Genomic DNA, 24119 nt, shown 5'->3' on the forward strand with positions numbered 1-24119 from the left:
ATAACGCCACAGCAAATGCTCTGGCGTTCCCAATTAAAAGGTATTTACTATGTCTAAACCGAGACATTTTCTTACATTAATGGATTTTAGCCAGGAAGAGCTTCAGCAGTTAATCGCTAGAGCCTTAGAGCTAAAAAACATGCAAAAGAATGGCGAAATCTACGAGCCATTAAAAAACATGACACTGGCGATGATTTTTGAAAAGTCATCGACACGTACACGTGTTTCATTTGAAACAGGCATGGTCCAGTTAGGCGGTCATGGCATGTTTTTATCATCACGCGATACGCAGTTAGGCCGTGGTGAGCCAATCGAAGATAGCGCACGCGTTATTTCGAGCATGGTAGATATCGTCATGATCCGTACCTTTGGACACGATATTGTTGAAAACTTTGCGAAGTATTCTAGCGTACCCGTCATCAATGCATTGACTGATGACTTCCACCCTTGTCAGTTATTGGCTGACATGATGACGTATGTTGAACATCGTGGTTCTATCAAAGGGAAAACAGCAACGTATGTGGGTGATGGCAACAATATGTGTCACTCATGGATGAATGCAGCGAAACAGTTCGGCTTTCATCTAAATATTGCCAGCCCTAAAGGCTATGAGCCAAATGCTGAGCTTTTGGCGAAACTTTCTGATCATGTTACTTTGTTTAATGATATTGATAAGGCTGTGGCGAATAGCGACCTGATCACTACGGACGTTTGGGCCAGCATGGGACAGGAAGAAGAGCAAAAAATTCGCGAGAAATCTTTCAAGTCTTTCATGGTGAATTCTGCCGTTATGGCGAAAGCCAACGACGATGCGATATTTATGCATTGTTTGCCTGCACATCGTGAAGAAGAAGTCAGCACAAACGTTATCGATGGCCCGCAAAGTGTGGTTTGGGATGAAGCAGAAAATCGTCTTCATGCGCAGAAAGCCTTACTTGAAGCGTTAGTTATTGGTTTACCAAACTCAAAAGACCCGTCTTAATGTCTAAACACACAGAAGAAGTTTCTTTACGCCGCACCTTTGCGATTATTTCGCATCCGGATGCGGGTAAAACAACCATCACCGAAAAACTGTTGTTATTCGGGGGTGCGATTCAGCTTGCGGGATCGGTAAAAGGCAGAAAAGCTGCACGCCATGCGACATCTGACTGGATGGCGATGGAAAAGGAACGTGGTATCTCGGTGACTTCATCAGTGATGCAGTTCCCGTACAAATTGAACAAGAAACACCCTTCTGATCCTGATCCGATTATCAATCTATTGGATACACCGGGTCATGAAGATTTCTCGGAAGATACATACCGAACGTTGACTGCTGTTGACTCTGCGTTAATGGTGATTGACGTCGCTAAAGGTGTTGAGGATAGAACCATTAAGTTGATGGAAGTGTGTCGTTTGCGGGATACACCGATAATGACCTTCATCAACAAGCTTGACCGTGAAGGTCGTGACCCGATTGATTTACTCGATGAAGTCGAAAGCGTTCTTAAAATTAAATGCGCGCCTGTTACCTGGCCGATTGGCATGGGTAAACGCTTAAAGGGTGTTTACCATATCCATAATGATGCGGTGCATTTATATGACCCGAATCATGACGGTAAAATCCTGGAAGGCGAAACCATTCAGGGGATTGATAATCCACGCCTCGATGAGCTATTAGGCACACAAGCCGAAGAGCTTCGTGATGAGATTGAATTGGTTCAAGGTGCAAGTAACGCGTTTGATAAAGAGGCTTACCTTGCAGGTAAACTCACTCCTGTATTCTTTGGCTCGGCAGTAAACAACTTTGGTGTGGCTGAACTTTTGGCTGACTTTGTTGAGTATGCTCCGGCGCCGCAACCGCGCGCGACCAATACCCGTGATGTATCGCCAAATGAAGAGAAATTCAGTGGCTTCATTTTTAAAATTCAGGCAAATATGGATCCACAGCATCGCGACCGTATTGCCTTTATGCGTATCTGTTCGGGTAGCTTCAAGAAAGGCATGAAACTCAATCATGTTCGTATCAAGAAAGATGTGAAAATACCTGATGCATTGACGTTTCTGGCGGCTGATCGCGGCCATGTTGATGCGGCATACCCTGGTGATATCATCGGTATTCACAATCACGGTACAATTCGCATTGGTGACACTTTCTCTGAAGGTGAAGAGTTGTTCTTCACAGGCATTCCAAGCTTTGCACCGGAACTTTTCCGTCGAGCTCAGCTGAAAGATCCTCTGAAGATGAAGCAGCTACAAAAAGGCCTGGATCAGTTATGTGAAGAAGGCGCGACACAGTTATTTCGCCCATTCAAAAACAATGATCTTATTCTTGGCGCGGTTGGTGTGCTGCAGTTTGATGTGGTTGCCCAACGACTCAAAGATGAATACAAGGTCGATTGTCAATTTGAAGGGGTTAGCGTTCAAACAGCACGCTGGATTCATTGTGAAGATGAGGTGATGTTGAACCAGTTTAAGATCAAAGCGGAATCTAATCTATCTTTGGATCATTCTGGTGAATTGGTTTATATCGCACCTACGCGAGTGAATTTACAAATGGCGATTGAGAAGTGGCCTGAAATTGAATTCTTATCTACCCGCGAACACGGTACGTATTAACTAAAACTGAGACTCATAAAAAAACTCGCTGTAAGTAGGGGGGTGGCTTTAAGTAAGCCTATACCCCCTACTAATAACGAGTTTTTATAATTTAAATCGACGTAATCTTACCAGCCCCAATAACGGAATCAGCAAGAAGCCAAAGCTACCACCACCGCTTGAACTTGACCCTGTCGCACTACTTGCATCTGTACTAGTCGCGTCATCATCATGAGCTTCTACCGCTTCTACAATAATGGTTCTACTTTCTACTACCGTATTACCTGCTGTATCTACTGCGGTATAAGTAATCACATATTCACCCGCTTTCGATGTATCAACAGCACCAATGCCAGTCACTGTTACTGTCACCGTTCCATCAAGATTATCTATTGCTGATGCACCTGCATCTTCATAGTTAGAGCCTTGCTCAAGGATTATGGTACTTGATCCATTAAGCGTAATAACTGGAGCAGTGATATCTGTGCTACCCACTACTGGATCAGGAGTCTCCTCTGTTGTATCTGGCGTCGTTGTATCTGGTGTCGTTGTGTCAGGAGTAGAGGTATCAGGAGGTGTTGTTTCGTCAGAACCAGCATCACCAGAAGAAGATACCGCCGTGACATTCACTACACGTGTTTTGGACGTTGAATTTCCAGAGCTATCTTCTGCGTTATAGGTAATTGTATAGCTTCCCACAACTGCTGTATTGACAGTGCCCGAAGTGGACACCGTCACAGCGCCATCGATATCATCGATAGCAGTTGCGCCTTCGTCAGTATAAACAGACCCCTGAGGAATACTGACGGGGCTAACACCATTCAAAGTAATTGCTGGCGGGGTCAAATCCCCTGCTCCACCAACACCTTTCTGAATTTCGATATTACCTTTTGATATATTAAAAAATGAATCATCACTACAAGATACCATTATTCTTGCACCTGACATCTCAGGTGTAGCTGCCGGAATGATTAACGCCTGATTGCCGTCGTTATCGGTATCAGACAATAATAAATTCTTCACACCATTGGAACGAATCAGTTGAATATCAACCGTTGCGCAATTGACTGGCGCGACATTAGTACTCGCTGTGTTCCATAATACTTCTATGCTCTCTCCCGTTGAAAAAGTTTCAGCAGATGACTGTGACACCACTGAGAAAGTACTGCGGGTATCCGTTACATTGATTTTCTTATCATCCGTACCAATTCCACCACTGCCGTCGCGAACTACGTAGGTGAAATTTAACTCACGCGTTGTTTGCGGTAATTTTTCACCTAGAGTACTTGTGCCCGCAAATAAGTCGCTCAGGCTTGGGATATAACGATCTTCTTCTGAGCTTGGAAGATAACTACGAATTATCGCATTATTACCCATATCAACATCGACTGCAGATGCGCTACCGGTATCTGTTTGATCCCATGTATAACTTGAACCGCCCGTTGACGAGCCATCCAGGAAGAATGGTGTGTTAGCCGGAATATTAAGATCATTTCCTGCATTGGCTGATGGATTTGTATTACCTGTAGATGTATTTGTGCCACAACTACTACCTAAATCACTTCGGGTGTAATCATTGATTTGAGTGATACTGGCAAAATGGAAATAAGCTTCTGAATTGTATTGCAGGTCATCAGATCCACATAAACCACTGTAAGACATTACGGTACTTCCACTTCCCGGCTCAACTGCTGTTTCCGCGGTTCTATTTCCACCACCACAGCCATTTTGTGTACTGTTAAATGTATGACTAGCACCTAATTGATGACCAACCTCATGCGCAACATATTCGACACTAAAGATTTCACCTTGTGGGTTAATGGTACCTGTCGCGCCTCCGGCTTTTATGCCAGAAGTTAATCCACTGGAGGTATTTGCCGTATCAATACAGGCTACTCCAATATAAGCAAGACCGCCTAATGACCCTTGTGCGAAAACATGTCCTAAATCAAAATTAGAAAGCCCCAGGGTCGAGGACATATTTGCCATATTCTCATCCACGAGTGAGGCTGCATTATCATTTGTATAAGGATCTGTAGCTGCATTGGTGTAGAGCATCTCCTCACCACTGACCAACTGTAAACGGATACCTAAATCACTCTGATAAATTTGATTTACGCGATTAACCGTTGTCACCATAGAGTCATACGCTAATGCCGTAGTTCCACCCTGACTTGCGGTGTATTCTGCTGTGCCTGCCACTGCAAAACGATAGGTTTTAAGGTCTAAAGCTGGCGAACTGGCTAATACTTTCTGCGACAGTTTTTGTGCAGATTCTGATATTTTTGCGAATGAATTTACAGGGTGATGGTCATGAATCTGGCAATTAAATTCTGTTTGAAAAAGACTCGCGTTTTCACGCTTGCTCAGCGTGTTATATACATTGCCAGAACTTTCTGTATCAGGATCGATGTAAACCGTGTCTCCATCTTCCATGACTAACATGCCATGAAAGCCTTTACTGGTGAAATCTATTCGACCTGTAATCGAAGGGTCATCGACACCTACGACTCGCCAGGTTTTAATGTCTGGGTACTTTTCAGAAAGCTCATCGGATAAAATCGAAGATTCAAAAGCATTTACCTTTACAAAACTTCCATCTGGCAATGGCAGGTCTATATCGACAGAGGTTTCGCTGGCACTACCTTCAACTGGTTTGAGCGATAAAGACGTTTGAGAATTTAGTTTATTTTGTAACTGAACTTCATCGAGTAACAACGATTGTTTTTTTACCCAATTGTTTGATGAAATCTTATTTGCGAGTTCTTTTGTACTGGTTACATTATTGCCACTATTAGAGGTAGATAAAGACTGGTTTTGAGATTCTGTAGCAGAATATGGTTGCCAAATTGAAGAGTCTTGAGATTGTGCAAAAGCACCTGCAGTCGTTAATACACCTAGGGCAAAAATGATTTTTTTCATGTGATTATTTTTATAGTTTATTTGCCCTCATTTTAAAAATCACATCCGTATTTTCTACGTTTTAATCAATCAAAAGATGCGCGTAACAACGAGAACTTAATTATCAAAGGGAGTTTGATTATCACACGAGAAAGCTGAACCGCAGCTAAACGAAGCACGCAGTTCATCTGAATTAGCGGTTTTAACTGAACGAAAAGTACACAAAATTGGAGACCATTTAACGATCCCCCTAAAGAAGAATTAACGACAATAAGTCATCATGCTTGCATTGAAAGAACTGGCATATTCTCGAAGAGCAATTCGGTATTTAAGATGATTCTCGCCGTAAATTACGTCACCCATTCCATCCAGCTGTAACACTCTGCAATTTACCGAGACTGGTTGGGGCTCAAGTAATCCGGGAATTTTTCGCTCCCCTCCTCTACCAGAGTTATAAGCAAGCAAATAAATACTGTTATTTTTAACCGCTTTCGCGACTTCTTCTGCAGGATTCATTTTCTTTAAATCAGCATATTTCTTAGCGTATTCTTCTTCTTTTTGTTTTTTGATATTTTCTATAGAAAAGCGTTTGCTAGGGTTTGAAGAAGCACTTTTTGAAGATGAGTCATTAGGAACAGCAACGCATGCCTGCATCAATAAACTGATTCCACTTATTAGTAACATCTTTTTCATTTGATCACCTCATTTCTGAATTTCAACGCTGGCGAGTGTCGCTAACAAACGTCATTAACAGCATACACAATAAACTTAACTGATAGATTGTCTACTTAAGAGTCTACGCGTCAATAATGGCAACAAAAGGAGAGCCATGTATCCGAAAGAACCTCCACCTCCGCTGCTACTTGAACTGCTCAACGTAGAAGTGTCATCTTCACCTGTACCTAGCGTATCAAGAATAGTTAGATTAGCTTGCGACACACTGAAGAACTGACTTGTTGCGCAAGAAACGATAAATCTCGCGTTAGTTAATGCGGGTGCATTTTCCGGTATCGTGATTGTTTCTGACCCATCATTAGCCGTTGTGGTGATATCTATCCCCGTTCCATCAAGGGTGATCAACCCGATATCAACAGACGTACAAGATATAGGTGATGAATTAGTACCCGCCACATCCCAGCTAACGGTTGTCTGGTCTGTCTGGGCATAAGTTCTGGAAGAGGTGTGCGAAGTTACTTCAAAGGTTGAGCCAGTATCATGCACAGTCATCGTTAATGCATCATATTGAACGCCACCGTTTCCATCTCTTACCGTTACTCTTAAATCCATATCTCTATTGGTTACGGGTAAATGCTCACCTACGGCAGCTTCGTTATTGAAGATATCGCTTAGCTGGGGAATAAAACGTAAATTAGAAGTCGTTAATGATCGGCTTCTAAACAAAGCATTGTCACCAGCGTCTACATCAACATCAGTAGCGGTACCAGAGTCTGCTTGCTCCCAAGAATAACTGAGCTGATCTCCATCCGAGTCAAAACCATCTGCGATGAGAACGATTGGGGTTCTTGCTGGTACGGTAAAATCCTCTCCCGCACTAACGATCGGATTTTCATTGGTTACTGCAGTACTACTGCCACAACTATTTCCATCACCATTTCGACTAAAATCTATGATTTCCTCAATGCTTACAACATGAAACTGTGCATCGACTTCATTTTGTATGTTATTGGTACCACACAATCCTGCATAAGACATGATTGTTGACCCACTACCCGGCTCTACCGCTGTGCCTACACCGCGCTCGCCACATTCGCTGTTGAAAGTATGCTGAGCACCCATTTGATGACCGATTTCATGAGCGACGTAATCCAGTGCAAAAGCATCACCAATCGGGTTCGTTGCACCCGTAGCGCCACCCGCTTTAAAAGTAGAGTTACAGGTACTACCAACAAACGCCAAACCACCGACATTGCCGGAACCAAATACATGCCCAATATCGTAATTTGCCGAACCTAGAACATTGGTATCATTCAAATTTGCGATATTTTGTTCAAGCAAGGCACTGATGTCCGTATTCGAATAGGGATCATTTGATGAGTCTGTGTACATCAAATCAAGTTGCTCTGGCACGAGTTGAAAAGTGATACTCGAATCTCGCTCGTAGATTTCATTGACTCTATTGATTGTTGTGATGACAGCACTTAACGCTGATGTTTTGGTGCCACCGTGATACTGCGTGTATTCACCGGTAGTAGCTACCGCTAAACGATAGGTAATTAAATTGAATGCAGGTCTGGCTAAGACCTCTTTTGCGCTCGACTGGAGCACATTGCCCTCTGAAAAGCTTTTCACAACACTATTATGATCAACACCGCATTTAAACTCGGTTTGAAAGTGGTCGTGGTTTTCTTGCTTGCTGAAACTTATGTATTTTGCCGAGCTGGAAGTGACTCTATCTGCATCTTTATTATCATCTGGTTCGATAAAAACCGAATCACCATTTGGCATCACCAACATCGCATGAAAACCCAAAGTAGTGCTGTCTATTCGACCCGATATCTTCTGATTAACACCAGAAACTTTCCATGTTTTCAGCTCAGGAAATTGCGCGGCAAGTTCTGGAGCAAGCACAGAAGTTTCTGTTGCAACGACCTCTACTTCAGTCCCGTCTGGTAAAGGCAAAACTAGCGAAAGTCCTGCTGCTGAGTTGTCTTGTTGATCATCAGCTGGCTTGGATGAGGTGTTTTTTTGTAACAGCGATTTCCAGGCAAACTCATCAAGTTCGAGGCTACGGTATTTAAGCGATTCTAGCGACTGCGATTCTTCGCCTTGTGGTTTTGCTGACTGACTAAGTTGTGCCTGTGTTACAGAATCTGAAATAAAATCTGAATCTTTCCAGGGGGATGAAAATACGGAAGTGCTTAACAGCAATGAAGATAAAACAGTGACGACCAAACCTGGTCTAGAAATACGTTGAGACTTTATCCTCATTATCATTACCCTTTATTATTTTATAAGCTAATTTCACATTTAAACGTTTTCGTAACTATCAAACGATAGCTCTAGCTAACAACAGCACTAGCTAAGAATTGCAATAGCTAAGAATTGCAATAGCTAAGAATTGCAATAGCTAAGAATAGTGTAAGCACTATGCATTCTATAACATTTATTTTTATAAACACATGAATACACTTTTAAATCAGCCAATTGTTTAAACCAACCCCTTAATACAATGCAACTAAGCCATTAAAAAAAAGCCCCTGTAAGTAGGGGGGTGTCATTTTTAATCTGCTTTAATCAGCTCAATTCTACAGAGCTTCTAAACTAATTCGACAGCATTATTGTAATAAGTTCAAACGCCTTTTCATTAACAATACGCAACTTAAGAGTAAAAACCAGTAATTTATTAGTCCACCACCAGATGAACCCTGGCTTGTGCTAGTGCTGTCATTTGAAGATACCGCACTTACTTCATTGTTAGTAACCACTGCATTTAAATCAGTATCTTTCAGATTTGCTTCTGATTGATCTTCGTCAGCGTGTTTAAAGGTAACCTGCGTTGTTTTATCAGTAAGCACAAAGTTTCGCTGGGACACAGCAAAAAAAACGTTATCACTACACTTTAATTTAAATCTGGATTGATTCGTTTTCTGCACGGTTGCTGGAATCACTATCCATGCATCACCCTTATTTGGTAGATTTTTTTCAATAACTGTCGGAAAGGTCTGACCACCATTAGTCGATAAATACAGATCTACATTTTGACAGCTAACGGGGGACTTATCGGTAGCCGCGACATTCCAGAAAATCTGGTAAGACTCGCCAAGCGTGTATTGAGACTTTGGCAGGTTTAAAGCAAATCGACTGCCTGTTCTGGCCACATTGATTTTCATTTCATCACTTTGTGCTACATTCATCCCATCCTGCGCAACAAAACTAAAATTCATCACTCGCTCATGCTCTGGAAGCTTTTCACCTCGGCTGGGGCTGTTGCTTAGAATATCCTGCAATTGAGGGAACACTCTGACGCTACTATTATTCGGAACATTAACTCGAAATAATGCATTGTCACCCTTATCGTCATACTCAAGTGATGTTTCACCGGAATCTATTTGCTCCCAGGCATAGATAAGAGGATCTCCATCAACATCCTGAGCAGTACCTTTCAATTCAAAAGGGGTGCGAGATGGAATGGTAAAATCATTACCCGCATCTGCTATTGGTGGCTTGTTATCAAACGAACGCTGAGTCCCGCACACATTACCTCGACCATTACTGGTGAAATCTGAAATCTGTTCGATGCTTCCGATGTGGTACATCGCATCAGCATTTGATTGTAAATTATCTAAACCACAATACCCTGCGTAGGACATTATTGAAGAGCCGCTACCTGGCTCAAATGCTGTTTGCGCTGATCGCGTATTTCCAGAGCATAAACCTTGCGAACTATTAAACGTATGCGTTGCGCCAAGCTGATGTCCAATTTCATGCGCCACGAAATCCAGATCAAAACTATCGTTTATAGGGTTGCTTGTGCCCGATACTCCCTGAGCTTTTCGATATTGATTACAAATACTGGCAACGGCAGCGATTCCACCACCACTACCCGCGAATAAATGCCCAATATCGTAATTATCTGTGCCAATCACGGAATCAATATATTCCTGATTCTGACTCAGCAGATCTGAGATATCATCTTTCGTAAAGGGGTCTGAATTTGCATCGGTATTAATAAGCAAATCATTATTCTCTACCAGATCAAGATGGATACCCAAATCACGTTCCAGTATTTGGTTGACTCTGCTTAGAGTTGTTGTAATCGCAGACATCACACCTGTCACGGTGCCACCATGCTTTGCTGCATATTCACCGGTAGTGGCAATAGCGATTCGATAATGCAATAAGCTTTCTGTAGTCCTTCCTGCTATTGCACGGGACGCGACACCATGGGAGATGTTTTCTATTCCCGAAAACTTTTGCATCAATCTATTTTGTTGCTCAGTCACGCCACAAGAAAAAGATCGATCAGACGTCTGCTTTTGTGCGCTTTTCTTATAACTAATGTATTTCTCTGCCGCAAAATCTACCGGATCAATAAATATAATTTCACCATCGAGCATTTGTAGCATTGCGTGAAAGCCAGACGAAGTAAGATCAACTTTTCCCGAGAAAACGTTATCGTTTGCGATGACCTTGAAAGTTTGAATTTCAGGATACTTTTCGGCGAGGCTAGTTGTTAATACTTGATCTTCGATTAAATCAAGGTCGATGATTGAACCATCAGGTAAAGGAATGGATATTTGGCTGATATTAGATTCAGTGTTCTCTGCTGAAGGTTTCGCAGATTTCGTGCTATCAAGAATCGATCGCATTTTTTCTGTGTTCAAAACCAGACTTAGACCGTCCTCATAGTGTTTTGAATCCGAATGAGTCGCTGTAATTTTTTCTTCTGATTCATTCTCTGCTGAGTCATTATCTAAAGAAACTACTTTATTCGAAGAGTTTGTAATTTGGTCAACTGACCACAAGCCTAAAACATCCATGCTTTCTGCAGTAGCCGAAGATTGCACCACTAAGAAAGACAGTAAAAAACTCAGTAAAAACCCAAAGTGCATCCTGCTCTTCATACTTCACTTCCATCATTCCTTGATCGATGGTGACAGTGTATCCAGAAGGTTCATTGATTGAATTCTGAATGGAGTCAGTAGTAGTAATTTTAAGACAACAATACTAGATCAGGCGTTAGTCCTGTAATCTCAACCTTTAGTCATTCGTTAAATGGGCTTTATTTGGTTTTAATGTGTGTTGCTTCGTTATAATTAAGGCTGAAAAATCAAAAATAGTAGGTTAAACGTGTGGCATTCACCTTATAAGTTATACCTTTATCCAGAAACCATAAAACAGAGCACAGATGAGAATGAAAAAGCTATCGGAGACTTTTCAAGCATTTCGAAAACACTAAAGGAACTGGATTTTATTGGGATAAAACAAGGAGAGAGAAGATATACAACCGGAAAAAACTTTGTTTCTCTGCTTACCTTTATGGGATGTTCTCCCAATATCGAGTTAGAACCACAAGAGAATAAACCATACTGCTACATCGAAATCATTATCGAAAAAGAAGCGAAATTCTTTTCAGGTATAAATATCAAAGCGGCTACCTGCCCAGAATGCAAGGCTAAAATCACCGATATTGCTAACCCTGCCGTTGAAATTTCGGCTTGTACTCATTGCAAAAAAACGTTTAAAACAAATAGATTAAACTGGCGAAAGACTGCTTTTATCGCGCAATATTGCATAGTCATTGGCAATATTTACGAATCAGAAGCGATTCCAAATGATCAACTCCTGGATGCTTTAAAAGCGACAAGCCAAACCGAGTGGAAATATGCCTACATTAGAGAAGATGTAAATTAATACGCTTGTAAAAAACAGGATTTAAACCTATCCCTTATTTGGTCTTATTTTTAGCCTGATATTGAGAGTTTTTTGGAATCACCCATCGTACTCCGCCTTTTGGATTCTCTACATCCCCGGTATAACGGGGGATAATATGAATATGCAGATGGAAAACACTCTGGCCCGCAGCAAGTTCGTTGTTGCAACCGATATTGTAACCATCGGGCGAACCCGAGTTATCAATGTTTTGTGCTTCGGCGTACTGCTTACCTTTAAGAATTAATTCTCGAAAATCTCTATTTTCTTCTTCAGTGCATTCAAAGTACGTTTTGATATGACGCTTGGGTATAACCAAACAATGACCCACACTTACAGGATAGGTATCTGTAATTAATAAGGCGTGTTCAGTTTCAGCAATAATTTCCTCAGCTTTGGGATGACAAAACAGGCAGGGATTATTGGGGTCAAACGCGTTTTCTTCAGTCATTAGCTTACTCGATCGATCTTATTTATCTTTATCCAACATAGAGACATCCACCACATTCATCAATCCGACATGGCGAATTTCATCGCCTGTCATTACTCTTTCTTGAATCACTCTCCAGACACCATCTTCCTCAAGCTCCAACAGAATTTCGACACCGTGTGTTTTTTTCGAACCATCATTAACGAATATTGTTTCAAGGGTTTTAAACATGATTTGAGTGTCGTTATGTGCCGACATTTTTAAGCCTTCATAACTCACACCTTGCAAGGTACCGTCTTTGAAATCTTTTTCCGCAGCTCGGGCCCAGTCATCATAGCTAATACTTTCAAATCCAGGAACACCGGTCACGCGGACCTTTTTAGAGATAAGATTAAAATGCGCTTCAAAATCATTATTGCTCGCGGTCAATGCAGAAGCATCCATCCATTTTTGCGCAATTTCTTGATGTTTTTTAATAGCTTCCGACATAATTTAACCCGACTAATTTGAAAAATGCATTTGTTTGAACAGAATAAGGGAGCTTATTTTAACGATATAGAATCAAATTCTACAATAGTGATTGGTGGGCATTTAAACAAAGACTTAGGCACCCCCCTACTTTGGGGCACTTTTTTGAAGAGATTATTATTGCACTTGCTCTAGTGTCAATTCTTCTTTGCCTAGCATCGTATCAAGCCTTCTTTGCTGGATCACAACATCAAGCAGGTATTCGCCTTTATCAGATATCGATTCACTCACAACCGCCTCATCCTCATACAACTGAGCACGTAAACGCGCCAGAGCAGGATGTAAACGTAGCTTGCCCCTGAAGGTATTCTTAGCGAATATGGCTGCTATTGTCTCACTTAGTGCTTCCAGTCCTTCGCCCGTCAGTGACGACAACCAGACCCTTGCAGGCAAGCCATTATGACCTTCTTCAACATGGGGTTCTTGTTCAGTCAGATCGATTTTATTCATAACCTCGACCTGTTGCACATCTTCAGCACCAAGTTCCTGAATCACGTTATTCACTTGCTCACGGAAGAAATCACGATTTTCGTCGCTGCTATCGATGACATGCAAAATCAAATCTGCTTCGATTGTTTCTTGAAGAGTCGCCCTGAAGGCTGCAACCAAATCATGCGGAAGATCACGAATAAAACCTACCGTGTCGGCTAAAACAATCGATTGCTGATCGGGTAAATTTACTCTGCGTAAGGTGGGGTCTAAAGTCGCAAACAGCTGATCTGCCGCATAAACTCCAGAACCAGTAATTTTATTGAATAAAGTTGATTTACCCGCATTGGTATAGCCGACTAATGAAACCGTTGGTATTTCGGTTTTCTGCCTGAGTTGTCGACCCTGTTCGCGCTGTTTATTCACTTTATCCAAACGCTTATTGATCTGTTTGATACGAATACTCAGCAAGCGACGGTCAGTTTCTAACTGGGTTTCACCCGGGCCACGCATACCGATACCACCTTTTTGTCTCTCAAGGTGAGTCCAGCCCCGAACTAGTCGCGTCGACATGTGTTTTAACTGCGCCAGTTCAACCTGCAATTTACCTTCGTGGGATTGAGCACGTTGCGCAAATATATCGAGTATCAATGCGGTACGATCAAGCACGCGACATTCGAACAGGCGTTCCAGGTTACGTTCTTGCGCGGGAGAAAGAGAGTGATCAAAAATAACGACATCCGCATCGTGCTGTTTAACGGCGGTTTTAATTTCGTCTGCTTTACCCGTACCCACAAAATAACGTGAATCAGGCGATGCGCGTGATCCAGTGATTAGTGTGGAAGTAATTGCTCCGGCAGAACGAACCAGTTCTTTAAACTCGTGTTCGTCTTGAGTTGAGCTTGCACCTGAAGAATGTTGGGAACGATTATTTGATCCAAAGTTAATCTGTACCAATATGGCACTCTCAATCAGAGCTTCACCCTGACTGAGCTTATCAAATAATTCCAACTTAATGCCCCCCTAAGATACTAGGGAAACAGAATTGTGTAATTTTATTCTTCGTCTTCAACCGTTAACTTAATAGGTCTAGAAGGCACGATTGTAGATACAGCGTGTTTGTACACAAGCTGGCTTACAGTACTGCCTAGTAATATAACAAATTGATCAAACGACTCTACGTGACCTTGTAATTTAATTCCATTTACAAGATAAATCGCAACGGGGATGCGCTCTTTTCTTAAAGCATTTAGGAAGGGTTCTTGTAGCATATGCCCTTTTGACATGGGTAACTCCTGATTTCTTATTAGGTTATGTTATTAATATTTTATTGTTTGCTGCTCAATATATAGCTTTTTATATTTAGCTTTAGAATACTCAAATTGTCGTTCTGTCTCTTTTTAAAGTACCTAAATCCGTTATTTTCAAAGTTTGGGGGTAACAGCACTCTGCATCCTTACAGATTCAAGCATAATAACAGGTTTAGATAAAAAGTAAAAAATCAATACCTATTTTTGATCATTTAACGACAGATGGCTCAAGTTGCTCGCTTGCAAGCCCGTGAAATTCGGAATAATATGAAATAAACCCGCTACCGGAGACACTTTATGAACTCCCTCAAAACGCTTATAGCCCTAGTGTTTATTACTATTTTGCAAATTTCTACGTTTGCTGATGACACTGCACATACCAATCAAACAGAAATAAGAGATTACAGTACTTTTTTTGATGAAAGTCTTGGCGATATGCAGGAAGAAAAAGAAATTGCTACCGAGGAAGGTAAAAAAGGGATTTTATTGATGTTCGAAATGGATGAATGTCCGTTTTGTGCGCGTATGAAAAAAACCGTTTTGAATCGCGGCAAAGTACAAGATTACTACCGTAAGCATTTCCGAATCATAACGGTTGATATCGAGGGAGATTTAGAGCTTACCGATTTTGCTGGCAAAGACACCACACAAAAGGTCTTTTCATTAGAACAGTTTAGGGTAAGAGCCACACCCGTCTTTCAATTTTTAGATTTAGAAGGTAAGCCAATCAAAAATGGCCGTCTAACGGGCGCATCAAAAGACGCTGATGAATTTATGATGCTAGGAAAATACATCGTTGAAGGTGCAAACGAAGAGATGCCTTTTATTCGTTACAAGCGCAAACAAAAGAAAGGATAACGTTGAACCTGAAATTTACCTATTACACGTGTGCTGCTTATATGAGTGTTACGCCATAACTATGTGGAGTCTATTGAATCGAAAAGTGATACAAGTAATCTTGCACTCAGTTTGCCTGATCAGTTTGGTTTTCACTCATTCAGTTCTTAATGCAGATACTAATAAACTTCCATCCATACTGGATTTGAAAACAGCCCTGAGTTTTGCCAGTGACCACCCACGCACACGTTTAACCCCAGAACAACAATCGATAACACCGCTCCAGCAACCGTTGTTTCTTGGTTGTCACAATCTCACATTTAATAACACAACGGTTAGTGATGCAAAACGCAATACCGCCTCAACCTTTCTGGTAGAACCAGTAATCCAGCAAGAATTACTAATTCTAAACGCTTTTTTGGATGTTCTACTATCTGATTCCAGCCTTATCGGGATTAATGAGGATATGGCAGGAACGTTTATTTCGTGGGATAGAGCGAAAATTCGTCAAGAATTAAAACAGAATTCAGAACTCGTAGTGGCCAAGTTAGAAGCGGAATATCAGGAAGTTAGACAAAAATACTTTTCTGCCCAAGCTACTCAACGCCTCACCCGATCAATACTGGCGCAAGCTATCAATCGCCCTGACGAATTATCCAGTGATCTCGCCCCGCCGATATTACTTACCTCACCTAAAAAGCTACCTGAATTTTCAGATTTATATACAGAGGCATTAAATAATAACAGCTGGATAAAAACGCTCGCAGAAAAATACAATGATGATCAAATGTCATTGATCAAGATGGATTTACGCCAGCAAATTCTTGAACTCATTCTGCGTATAACCGTTTTAAAATCAGCTGCTGATCGAGCAGAAACTGAACTCTATAGCCGTGATCTCGATTTAGAAATGAGTAGAACTCTCTATGAGATGGAAGTACGCGCAAGAATCGGTAAATCCATGACGTTACAAAGCATGGCGAGAATGGAAGAAGAGCGCGTTAAATACTGTACTACTCTGGCGTGGGCTCAACTCAATGCATTAACAGGCAAACCCATCATGACTCAAGCAATTGAAACCAAAGAAGCCGAGGAAACGGCACAATGAATATCACTCTGAAATGTATAAACAATAATTTACTCATCAAACTTGCCTTAACTTTTTTTATTGTCATCACGAGTTTAGGGGCAAGCGCACAACAGCTTAGTGGCAGACTTGAATGGGTCGATAAAATTGAAATGAGGGTGCTTGAAGACGGCTTCATAGAAAAGATGAATATAAAAATTGGTCAATATGTAAAGAAAGGTTCGACCTTGCTAGTCATGGATCAACGCAAAGCCAAAGCAGAGTTATTAAAGGCAAAAGCCATGATTGCCCGCTCCAAAGTAGAAATGGATGATGCCGACGATGAACTAAAACGCGCAGAAGAACTTTATGATCGTGGATTAATTGCAGATGAAGAACTCAAAGATGCAAAAATCAAAGTCGCCGCAGTACAAGCTGAAAGCGAGTCTGCCAATGCGGCGTTGGCACTCGCAGAAGTGACACTAGATAGAAATATTTTACGCGCACCTATTAACGGCATCATTATTACCAAAAACAACCACGAAGGTGGCGTCATATATAAAACTCAACAACGTGAACCGTTATTTACAATAGCACCGAGCGGCAAAATGCTCGCCAGAATACTTGTATCATCTCAGGTGTTAAAACGTTACAAGCCTGGACAAAAAGCACGCGTTACAGTGAATGGAAAACACTACAACGGTTTTGTTTATTCTCAAGGTGTCGAAGCCGTAAGAATCGAACCCAAAGGTGCAATTTATGAGCTGGATATTATTTTCAACCATAATCCTCAGGACTTATTAAGGCCTTCTGAGATTGCAAAAGTCACTATTCATTGAGCATTTTTCAACAACTCAAAAACCAATACATAGCATTGCTTTTCAATACAATTTAAAACATAGCAAGCATCTATTTTTCCAATGATTTCAATTGATTAAATAAAGAGATTTATTTGATTTTTCTTTGAACCAAAGCACTTATTAAACACTCTCACCCCAGTCAAAATATTTTAATAAATATTTTAGTCACAACTTTTTTACCTATCTATTAGATAGGTTGTTTTTTGGGGTAAATTTTAAAAATGAATAAATTAAATATACTAGGCAGTGCAATTGCACTTGGCCTAACAGGCTCATTCACAACTGCTCATGCAGAACCATTAATTACAGACTACAAAGAAGCAACATCAGCTTATGAAGATGCTTATGTATCTGGTAACTTTAACTCGAACGATGGTAACCAAGACCAGGCTAGCTATAACCTGGACCTAACACTGGACTACGAGAAAGTATTCAGTTCACCAAACCGTAACACTAAAATCGACTTTTTAGGCACAGGCTCTTCTGCTAAAGGTGGAAATGAAGGTGATAAGAGTTCAAGTACTTACCAGGCACTTGGTTCAGCAACAGTAGATAACTACTTCACACCGAACAGCAATGCAGCATTCTGGTACGGCAAAGGTGAAGTTGGTATTCAGAAAGATCAGGAAGACCCATTCACAAAAGCAACAGCAGGTATCGGTTATGGCCGTGTTGTTAACGTAACACCAATGGCTTATGCAATCAGAATCATGCAAAAGCTTCGTGAAGAAGGCTTTTTGAAAGCTGATCCTAGCAATGATATTTACCAGCAAGTAGCAGTAATTGTAGATAAAGAGTCTGAGTACAAGTCTAAGTACGGACTTGATGACTACAAGCAATACTGGTTACAGGATATTCAGAAAGTTATCGAGACTTCTGGCATGGTACAGGGTGACTTCAACGCTAGAGCGGTTGTTCAAACTTACGACGTATTAGAAAACGAGCGTGTTTCTACACGTAAAAACGGTTGGTTAGTGCGTGCAGGTGTTGGTGCAGTATTAAGCAACTACGACGGTTCAGACGGCAAGCCAGCACTAGAAGTTGGTGCTGAATACCACAGACCAATTAACAACAAGACTCAGTTCTCTAACGAAGCAATTGCAACTGCTACATTAGACGATGATGACAATGGTTATAACTTCAATAACGCGATGAGCTTAACTTACGAATTGTCTGACATGATTGACTGGGAAAACAAGTGGACTCTAGCTTATGCAACGTCTGACGATACAGATGATGTTACAACGAACACATTAAGTTCTGCGTTCTACTACAGCCTAACTAACCAGCTTGATTTTGGTGTTGAAGGCAAGTTAACTAAACTTGATGACAGCATTTCTAACAATGGTAATGACGAAGTTGATAAAAGCTTAACAATGGGCGTTAAATACCGTTTGAAGTAATCGAACCCCGAAAATAGAGCTTATTTTGTTAGATTCTGCTCTATATCTTAATACCAAATCTAACGACTAGAGGGGCTTTTAGCCCCTCTTTTTATTGGTATAAACCTTGTAGGATTTATTAATTAGAATATTTGTTACTGCATATCTTTGCAGATAAATTTCTATTTCTATTCTTCAGCTAAAAAGCTTTCAATATCCGCTTTAACCTTTTCCAGCTTGTAGCCTTTTGCACCATACTCGGTAATGTTTGGCTCAGAGCGTAAATAGGTCATTTGGCGTTTGGCTAATTGACGGGTTGCGATTACCGCACGCTCTTTCATTTCTTCGAAATCCAGCTCACCCTCCAAATATTGCCATGCTTGACGATAACCCACACAGCGCATTGACGGAAAATTCAAATCCAGATCACCACGCTCACGTAACGCTTTCACCTCATCGATAAAACCAGCTTCTAACATTTGATCAAAACGAATAGCCGCTAATTCACGAATCCATTCACGCTCTTCCGGGATTAATGCAATTTTCATTAAACGGTAAGGAACCGGTTCTACAACCTGATCTTGTTGATGTTTCGTCAGCGTCTTTCCTGTTAGTTCAAATACTTCAAGCGCACGCTGAATGCGCTGCTGATCATTAGGATGAATACGCTCACCAGCGACTGGATCAACTTCCAACAAACGTTGATGCAAGACATCCCAGCCAATTTGCTCTGCTTCTTTAGTCAGCTTTTCACGAACATCCTGGTCAGCTTGTGGCATTTCAGCGATACCGTTTTCTAGCGCACGGTAATACAGCATTGTTCCACCAACCAACACCGGAATTTTACCTTTAGCGGTAATTTCGGCCATTTCCCGTAAAGCGTCCGTTCTAAAATCAGCTGCAGAATAGGACTCAGACGGATCTAAAAAGTTAATTAACCGATGTGGAGCAGCTTCCAGTTCCTCTGCCGTTGGTTTTGCCGTACCAATATCCATATCTTTATAAACGAGTGCAGAATCCACACTGATTAACTCGATAGGAAAGTGTTCCATCAGCTTAATCGCAAGGCCTGTTTTACCTGAAGCGGTTGGACCGATGATAAAAATGGCAGGAGGTAAACTCATAGTTGGCTAAGGTGAGAATTGGGAAGTAAATGATACATCAAAGCAATGAATATCTCATTGACGTATTATTATAGAGTATTGAATAAAGGGTAAGGGCACCCCCCTACTTTGAATGATATTACGTTTTTGTTTTTTGAAAACGTAAATAGAATTTATGCAGTGCTGGCACTTTTTTCAAACAGATCTTTCAACAGATGTGGAAAAAGCTAAAGAAACTAATGTCGAGCTAATGATTTGGCTGATGGCTTCACCGGAGAATTGGTAGGCAACTTCCTTTTAACAGCTCCCGCTTTGAAGGACTTATTCTTACGGGGATTATCTTTTAATAAACTAGAATGTGTATTCTTGTATGGGCATATAAGATAGTTTGCTTTTTTTCGCAGTGGTTTTATATTTTGATAATTGCTTAATGCCTTAAACGAAACCTTCGTATCATCGCCTGTTTCAGCTATACGTACAGTATCTCTGCCAGCTGATTTTGATTCGTATAATGCAAGATCTGCTCGGCGAAACCAGCTCTCCGCATCGTCAAAGGGCATAATTTCAGAAACACCCACGGAAACAGTTACTTGATGTTTAGATAACTCCGCGCTTTCTTTTATAAATTTACGAATTGAATCTGCGAGATTCCCAGAATCTTCCAAGGAAGAGTTTTTAGCTAAAACAACAAATTCTTCACCACCAAAACGATAGATAAAATCCGTTGTGCGGATCTTCGATTTGACCAATTTTGCGAAATCAACCAAGACCTGATCGCCCGCATTATGACCCTTAGTGTCATTTATTTTTTTGAATTGATCCAAATCCAGCAACAACATCGACACAGGGGTTCGATAGCGCCTGTAATTTCTGATTATCTCATCGACTTTCTCATCAAAAGATCGTCTGTTTTTGATGCCCGTAAGCGTATCCTCAGAAACCAATTTCTGTAATTTATTATTATTGTACTCGGCACGCATACTTAGAATAAATCCAAATAATCCTACTAGAGCCAAGCTAGGATAAATACTCATAGCCTCGGCATTTGTCAGCTTGCCATGAAATAATAACGTAGTTAAACCAATAAAGATGATGTTGGCAATCAACGCAGGGACTGACTTTAATAGAAAGTAGGTTGCGCCCATTGCAGGGAATGCCCAAAAAACAGTTTCTGCCCCTTTCAGGTACATAACACTTAAAATGCCAAGCATAAACATCAGGACTGAAAATCTATTCAGGTATTTAATTTTCTTTGATTGCCAGGCTTGCGTAAAGATCAAAACCATCAACAACGCCATTACCATGTCTATTGCGGCTAGCGTCAAATCGCCAGTGAAGAACCGGTATATGGAAAAGGGAACGAGAAAAATAAAAGTTAAGCCAGCGCCGTAAAGCACAAACTGCTCTTCTAAACTTCTTGATCCGCACTTGAATGATTTAAACATCGCTTGTTTTTATTATAAATAGTGCTTTAACTTTAAAACATTGAGCCTTAACTTAGTCTTAACATAGTTGTTATCTAGTGCAATCTTAGATAAATATTATGGGAGTTGTTATTGACCACGCATGAATAGCTTATCGAGCTGATCTACCGACATTTGCGTCCACGTTGGACGTCCGTGATTACACTGACCACTGCGTTCGGTGCGCTCCATATCCCTTAACAACGCATTCATCTCTGGAATCGTTAGACGGTGGTTCGCACGAACAGAACCATGACAAGCCATGGTAGAGAGTATTTCATTCATTTCTTGCTGAATACGTTCACTGCTACCATGCTCCAGTAAATCAGACAGTACATCGCGCACTAACTGTTCCACATTCGAATCTTTTAGCAAGCTCGGTACCGCACGAATGGCTAATTTTTCTGGCGCGAGTCTGTTCAACTCAAAACCCAGTTGCTCAAACGTTTCAGCAAATTCTTCGGCGCAATCACCTTCTTTTTTACTCACGGATAATGAGCTAGGAACCAGCATCGGTTGAGAGCGTACATTGTCTTCCGCCATACTTTTCTTTAAGTATTCGTAGGTGATGCGCTCGTGTGCCGCATGCATATCAACCACAACTAAACCTTCGGCATTTTCTGCCAGAATATAAATACCATGCAATTGTGCCACGGCAAAACCTAACGGCGGCACTTCTCCTGTATTTTGATTTTCGCTAACAGGCATTGATGATGTGACATGCGTCGAAAGTTTTTCAGAAAACTTGTCTGAAAGTGGGGGGGTGTAATTAGATGAGCCACTGCGTTGATTTACCGATGGAATAAAGCCCGTATTCAAGCTGCTCGTGACGTTTCCAACATTATTTTCAGAGTTATCGCCGGCACTGTCATGCATGCGCTGATAAGCCGCCATTTGCTCTGCCACTTGCCCAGGCTGAATATTATTAACCGGGATATTCAAGCGCTGCTGTGACCTAATCGCTTCGCGGTTGTACTCCGCCATACTCATTTTTTCTGTCCCATTATTTGGGATAGCAGGGGCAGACTCAGCAGCCTCATTAGGTCGTACATCTGCTAACGCCTGATGCAGTGTTCGATACAGAAAATCATGCACCAAACGTGCATCACGAAAACGCACTTCGTGTTTGGTTGGATGTGCATTTACATCCACTTTTTCTGGTGCAAGCTCAAGAAATAAGGCATACGCAGGGTGTCGGCCGTGGAATAACACATCGCTGTACGCCTGACGTACCGCGTGAGTGACGACGCGGTCTTTAATGATTCTGCCATTTACATAAAAATATTGAAGATCAGCTTGTGATCGTGAAAACGTCGGCAACCCAACCCAGCCCCAAAGCTTTAAACCAGCTGCTTCATAATCCAGATACAGTGACTGCTCCATAAAAGCAGGGCCACAAATTTCTGACACACGTCGATCAGCGCCGACACGCTCTAACGCAGGTTGTAATGTCAGCAAATTACGTTGACCGTGGCGTAAGGTAATCCCGATTTGAAAATTGCTTAGGGATATCTTCTTTACCACTTCCTGCAGGTGTTTGAATTCTGTATTTTCTGTTTTTAAGAACTTGCGTCGCGCAGGTACGTTATAAAATAAATCACGCACTTCAATGGTCGTGCCTTTAGCGTGAGCGGTGGGCTCTGGATCATCAAACGCTTCTGCACCATCATCGCGATGTTGTGGTGAAACCGTCCAGCCCTGTTCGTTATCTTCCGTACGCGAGCTAATCGTCATCCGCGATACAGAAGCGATACTCGGCAACGCCTCACCACGAAAACCCAAGGAAGCGACATGTTCCAAGTCATCCAGTGAAGCAATCTTACTGGTCGCATGACGACTCAACGCCAGAGCCAATTCTTCTTTGGGAATGCCTTTTCCGTCATCACGGATGCGAATGCGCTTTAAACCACCCTGCTCGATATCAATCTCGATTTTCTTCGAACCTGCATCAATGGAGTTTTCTAGCAATTCTTTAACCACAGAGGCTGGGCGCTCAACAACCTCGCCTGCGGCAATCTGGTTAACTAAATGTGGGGGTAGTTGTTTGATGCTCATGGATTTATATTTTTACTTGATAAAGTATTTAGCAGGAAAAACAGAAGATCATATTGTAATGCATATAAGAATGAATCGTAGGGCTGTTTTTGATATTACCTATCAACCGAAGCCCCAATTCTCTATAACCGTTATTTATTAACGAGTACCCCAATAATCAGGTTTTCTATGCAAATGAGAAACTGCCACAACTAAAATTTCTTTCTTATCTTCGGTATATTGATAAATTAAAGAGTAAGGAAAACTTTGGATCAAACACCTTCGTGTGAATTGACCTATTCGGACATAGGATTTTGGAAATTTAATAATTCTAAGTTTTGAATGATTTAATTCATTCAGAAATCGAAAACCTAAGCCTTCTTGAATAGACTCGTAGTACTCAAATGCCTCATCAAGTTCAGCCTGAGCAACTTCAAGAAACCTTACTTTCATTTCTTTATATATTTTGAAAACACCTGCTCATCTGACACTGACTTTAATTCACCTTTCTTATGGGCTTCTACTCGGGAATCAGCTTCCTTTGCCCATAATTCATCTATTCTAGGGTCAGGACTATCGAGGCTAGAAAGTAATTTTTCAGCCACATCTGCACGCTCATTCGCACTCAGTTCGAGTGCTTTATCTAATATAGAACTTGCTGAATTTGACATACATCGCTCTCTTATTAATTTTGAACTATTCAATATTATATCCACATTTTAATGGAATACCGAATAACATCATTTTAGTTCTGAAACTGTCGTAAAAAAACCAGGATAAACCTGGTTCTTTTATTCACATATTAA

The 24119-nt window shown here is 41.2% G+C and carries 20 protein-coding genes; 7 read left to right on the forward strand and 13 right to left on the reverse strand.

Annotated features, from left to right (window positions below):
* Nucleotides 1–49: 49 nt before the first annotated feature.
* Nucleotides 50–982, forward strand: coding sequence for an ornithine carbamoyltransferase (gene argF / locus OO007_RS00875; protein ID WP_131904152.1), 933 nt, complete (start codon nt 50–52; stop codon nt 980–982).
* On the forward strand, nt 982–2598 hold the full coding sequence (locus tag OO007_RS00880; RefSeq protein ID WP_325807314.1) for a peptide chain release factor 3: 1617 nt from the start codon (nt 982–984) through the stop codon (nt 2596–2598). The genes argF and OO007_RS00880 overlap by 1 nt, the downstream gene beginning before the upstream one ends.
* Nucleotides 2599–2682: 84 nt before the next feature.
* On the opposite strand, the gene OO007_RS00885 is transcribed toward OO007_RS00880, so the two are convergent.
* The 4 genes from OO007_RS00885 to OO007_RS00900 form a co-directional block, all read right to left on the reverse strand.
* Nucleotides 2683–5499, reverse strand: coding sequence for an immunoglobulin-like domain-containing protein (locus OO007_RS00885; RefSeq protein ID WP_325807315.1), 2817 nt, complete (start codon nt 5497–5499; stop codon nt 2683–2685).
* Nucleotides 5500–5739: 240 nt separating this feature from the next.
* Nucleotides 5740–6171 carry a hypothetical protein gene (locus OO007_RS00890; RefSeq protein ID WP_325807317.1) on the reverse strand — a complete coding sequence of 144 codons (432 nt, stop codon included), beginning with the start codon at nt 6169–6171 and terminating at the stop codon, nt 5740–5742.
* A 75-nt stretch (nt 6172–6246) separates the two neighbouring features.
* Nucleotides 6247–8427: a reprolysin-like metallopeptidase gene (locus OO007_RS00895; RefSeq protein ID WP_325807318.1), complete on the reverse strand. Its 2181-nt coding sequence runs from the start codon at nt 8425–8427 to the stop codon at nt 6247–6249.
* Nucleotides 8428–8774: 347 nt separating this feature from the next.
* A complete protein-coding gene (locus OO007_RS00900; RefSeq protein ID WP_325807319.1) occupies nt 8775–11063 on the reverse strand; it encodes a reprolysin-like metallopeptidase in 2289 nt (762 codons plus the stop codon).
* 226 nt (nt 11064–11289) lie between these two features.
* Here OO007_RS00900 and OO007_RS00905 point away from each other — a divergent pair, with 226 nt between their 5' ends.
* A complete protein-coding gene (locus OO007_RS00905; protein WP_325807320.1) occupies nt 11290–11853 on the forward strand; it encodes a hypothetical protein in 564 nt (187 codons plus the stop codon).
* 34 nt (nt 11854–11887) lie between these two features.
* Here the strand turns inward: OO007_RS00905 and OO007_RS00910 are convergent, their stop codons facing one another.
* The 4 genes from OO007_RS00910 to hfq form a co-directional block, all read right to left on the reverse strand.
* Nucleotides 11888–12322, reverse strand: a complete 435-nt coding sequence (locus tag OO007_RS00910) for an HIT family protein (protein ID WP_325807321.1) — start codon at nt 12320–12322, stop codon at nt 11888–11890.
* Nucleotides 12323–12340: 18 nt separating this feature from the next.
* Nucleotides 12341–12790 carry a nuclear transport factor 2 family protein gene (locus OO007_RS00915; protein ID WP_325807322.1) on the reverse strand — a complete coding sequence of 150 codons (450 nt, stop codon included), beginning with the start codon at nt 12788–12790 and terminating at the stop codon, nt 12341–12343.
* A gap of 156 nt (nt 12791–12946) precedes the next feature.
* On the reverse strand, nt 12947–14269 hold the full coding sequence (gene hflX / locus OO007_RS00920) for a ribosome rescue GTPase HflX (RefSeq protein ID WP_325807323.1): 1323 nt from the start codon (nt 14267–14269) through the stop codon (nt 12947–12949).
* A 44-nt stretch (nt 14270–14313) separates the two neighbouring features.
* Entirely contained in the window at nt 14314–14544 is a 231-nt protein-coding gene (gene hfq / locus OO007_RS00925; protein ID WP_131904162.1) for an RNA chaperone Hfq, read from the reverse strand.
* A gap of 321 nt (nt 14545–14865) precedes the next feature.
* Here hfq and OO007_RS00930 point away from each other — a divergent pair, with 321 nt between their 5' ends.
* The 4 genes from OO007_RS00930 to OO007_RS00945 all read left to right on the forward strand — a co-directional run bounded on the left by OO007_RS00930 (nt 14866) and on the right by OO007_RS00945 (nt 18734).
* A complete protein-coding gene (locus OO007_RS00930) occupies nt 14866–15426 on the forward strand; it encodes a thioredoxin family protein (RefSeq protein ID WP_325807326.1) in 561 nt (186 codons plus the stop codon).
* A 73-nt stretch (nt 15427–15499) separates the two neighbouring features.
* Nucleotides 15500–16513, forward strand: coding sequence for a hypothetical protein (locus tag OO007_RS00935; protein ID WP_325807328.1), 1014 nt, complete (start codon nt 15500–15502; stop codon nt 16511–16513).
* Complete coding sequence (locus OO007_RS00940; protein WP_325807330.1) at nt 16510–17310, forward strand: efflux RND transporter periplasmic adaptor subunit; 801 nt, start codon at nt 16510–16512, stop codon at nt 17308–17310. The genes OO007_RS00935 and OO007_RS00940 overlap by 4 nt, the downstream gene beginning before the upstream one ends.
* 242 nt (nt 17311–17552) lie before the next feature.
* Nucleotides 17553–18734 carry a DUF481 domain-containing protein gene (locus OO007_RS00945; RefSeq protein ID WP_325807332.1) on the forward strand — a complete coding sequence of 394 codons (1182 nt, stop codon included), beginning with the start codon at nt 17553–17555 and terminating at the stop codon, nt 18732–18734.
* A 167-nt stretch (nt 18735–18901) separates the two neighbouring features.
* On the opposite strand, the gene miaA is transcribed toward OO007_RS00945, so the two are convergent.
* The 5 genes from miaA to OO007_RS00970 all read right to left on the reverse strand — a co-directional run bounded on the left by miaA (nt 18902) and on the right by OO007_RS00970 (nt 23984).
* Nucleotides 18902–19837 (reverse strand): tRNA (adenosine(37)-N6)-dimethylallyltransferase MiaA, encoded by a 936-nt coding sequence (gene miaA, locus OO007_RS00950; RefSeq protein WP_325807334.1) that lies wholly within the window; start codon nt 19835–19837, stop codon nt 18902–18904.
* Between the two features lie 215 nt (nt 19838–20052).
* Entirely contained in the window at nt 20053–21261 is a 1209-nt protein-coding gene (locus OO007_RS00955; RefSeq protein ID WP_131904168.1) for a GGDEF domain-containing protein, read from the reverse strand.
* Between the two features lie 108 nt (nt 21262–21369).
* The gene (gene mutL / locus OO007_RS00960; protein ID WP_325807336.1) at nt 21370–23334 is read right to left on the reverse strand and encodes a DNA mismatch repair endonuclease MutL; all 1965 of its coding nucleotides are present in this window, start codon (nt 23332–23334) and stop codon (nt 21370–21372) included.
* Between the two features lie 138 nt (nt 23335–23472).
* The gene (locus tag OO007_RS00965) at nt 23473–23766 is read right to left on the reverse strand and encodes a type II toxin-antitoxin system RelE/ParE family toxin (RefSeq protein WP_325807338.1); all 294 of its coding nucleotides are present in this window, start codon (nt 23764–23766) and stop codon (nt 23473–23475) included.
* On the reverse strand, nt 23763–23984 hold the full coding sequence (locus OO007_RS00970; RefSeq protein WP_325807339.1) for an addiction module protein: 222 nt from the start codon (nt 23982–23984) through the stop codon (nt 23763–23765). The genes OO007_RS00965 and OO007_RS00970 overlap by 4 nt, the downstream gene beginning before the upstream one ends.
* Nucleotides 23985–24119: the final 135 nt, after the last annotated feature.

Origin of the sequence: Cocleimonas sp. KMM 6892, assembly GCF_035798195.1 — a bacterium.
Taxonomy (GTDB): Bacteria; Pseudomonadota; Gammaproteobacteria; order Thiotrichales; family Thiotrichaceae; genus Cocleimonas; species Cocleimonas flava.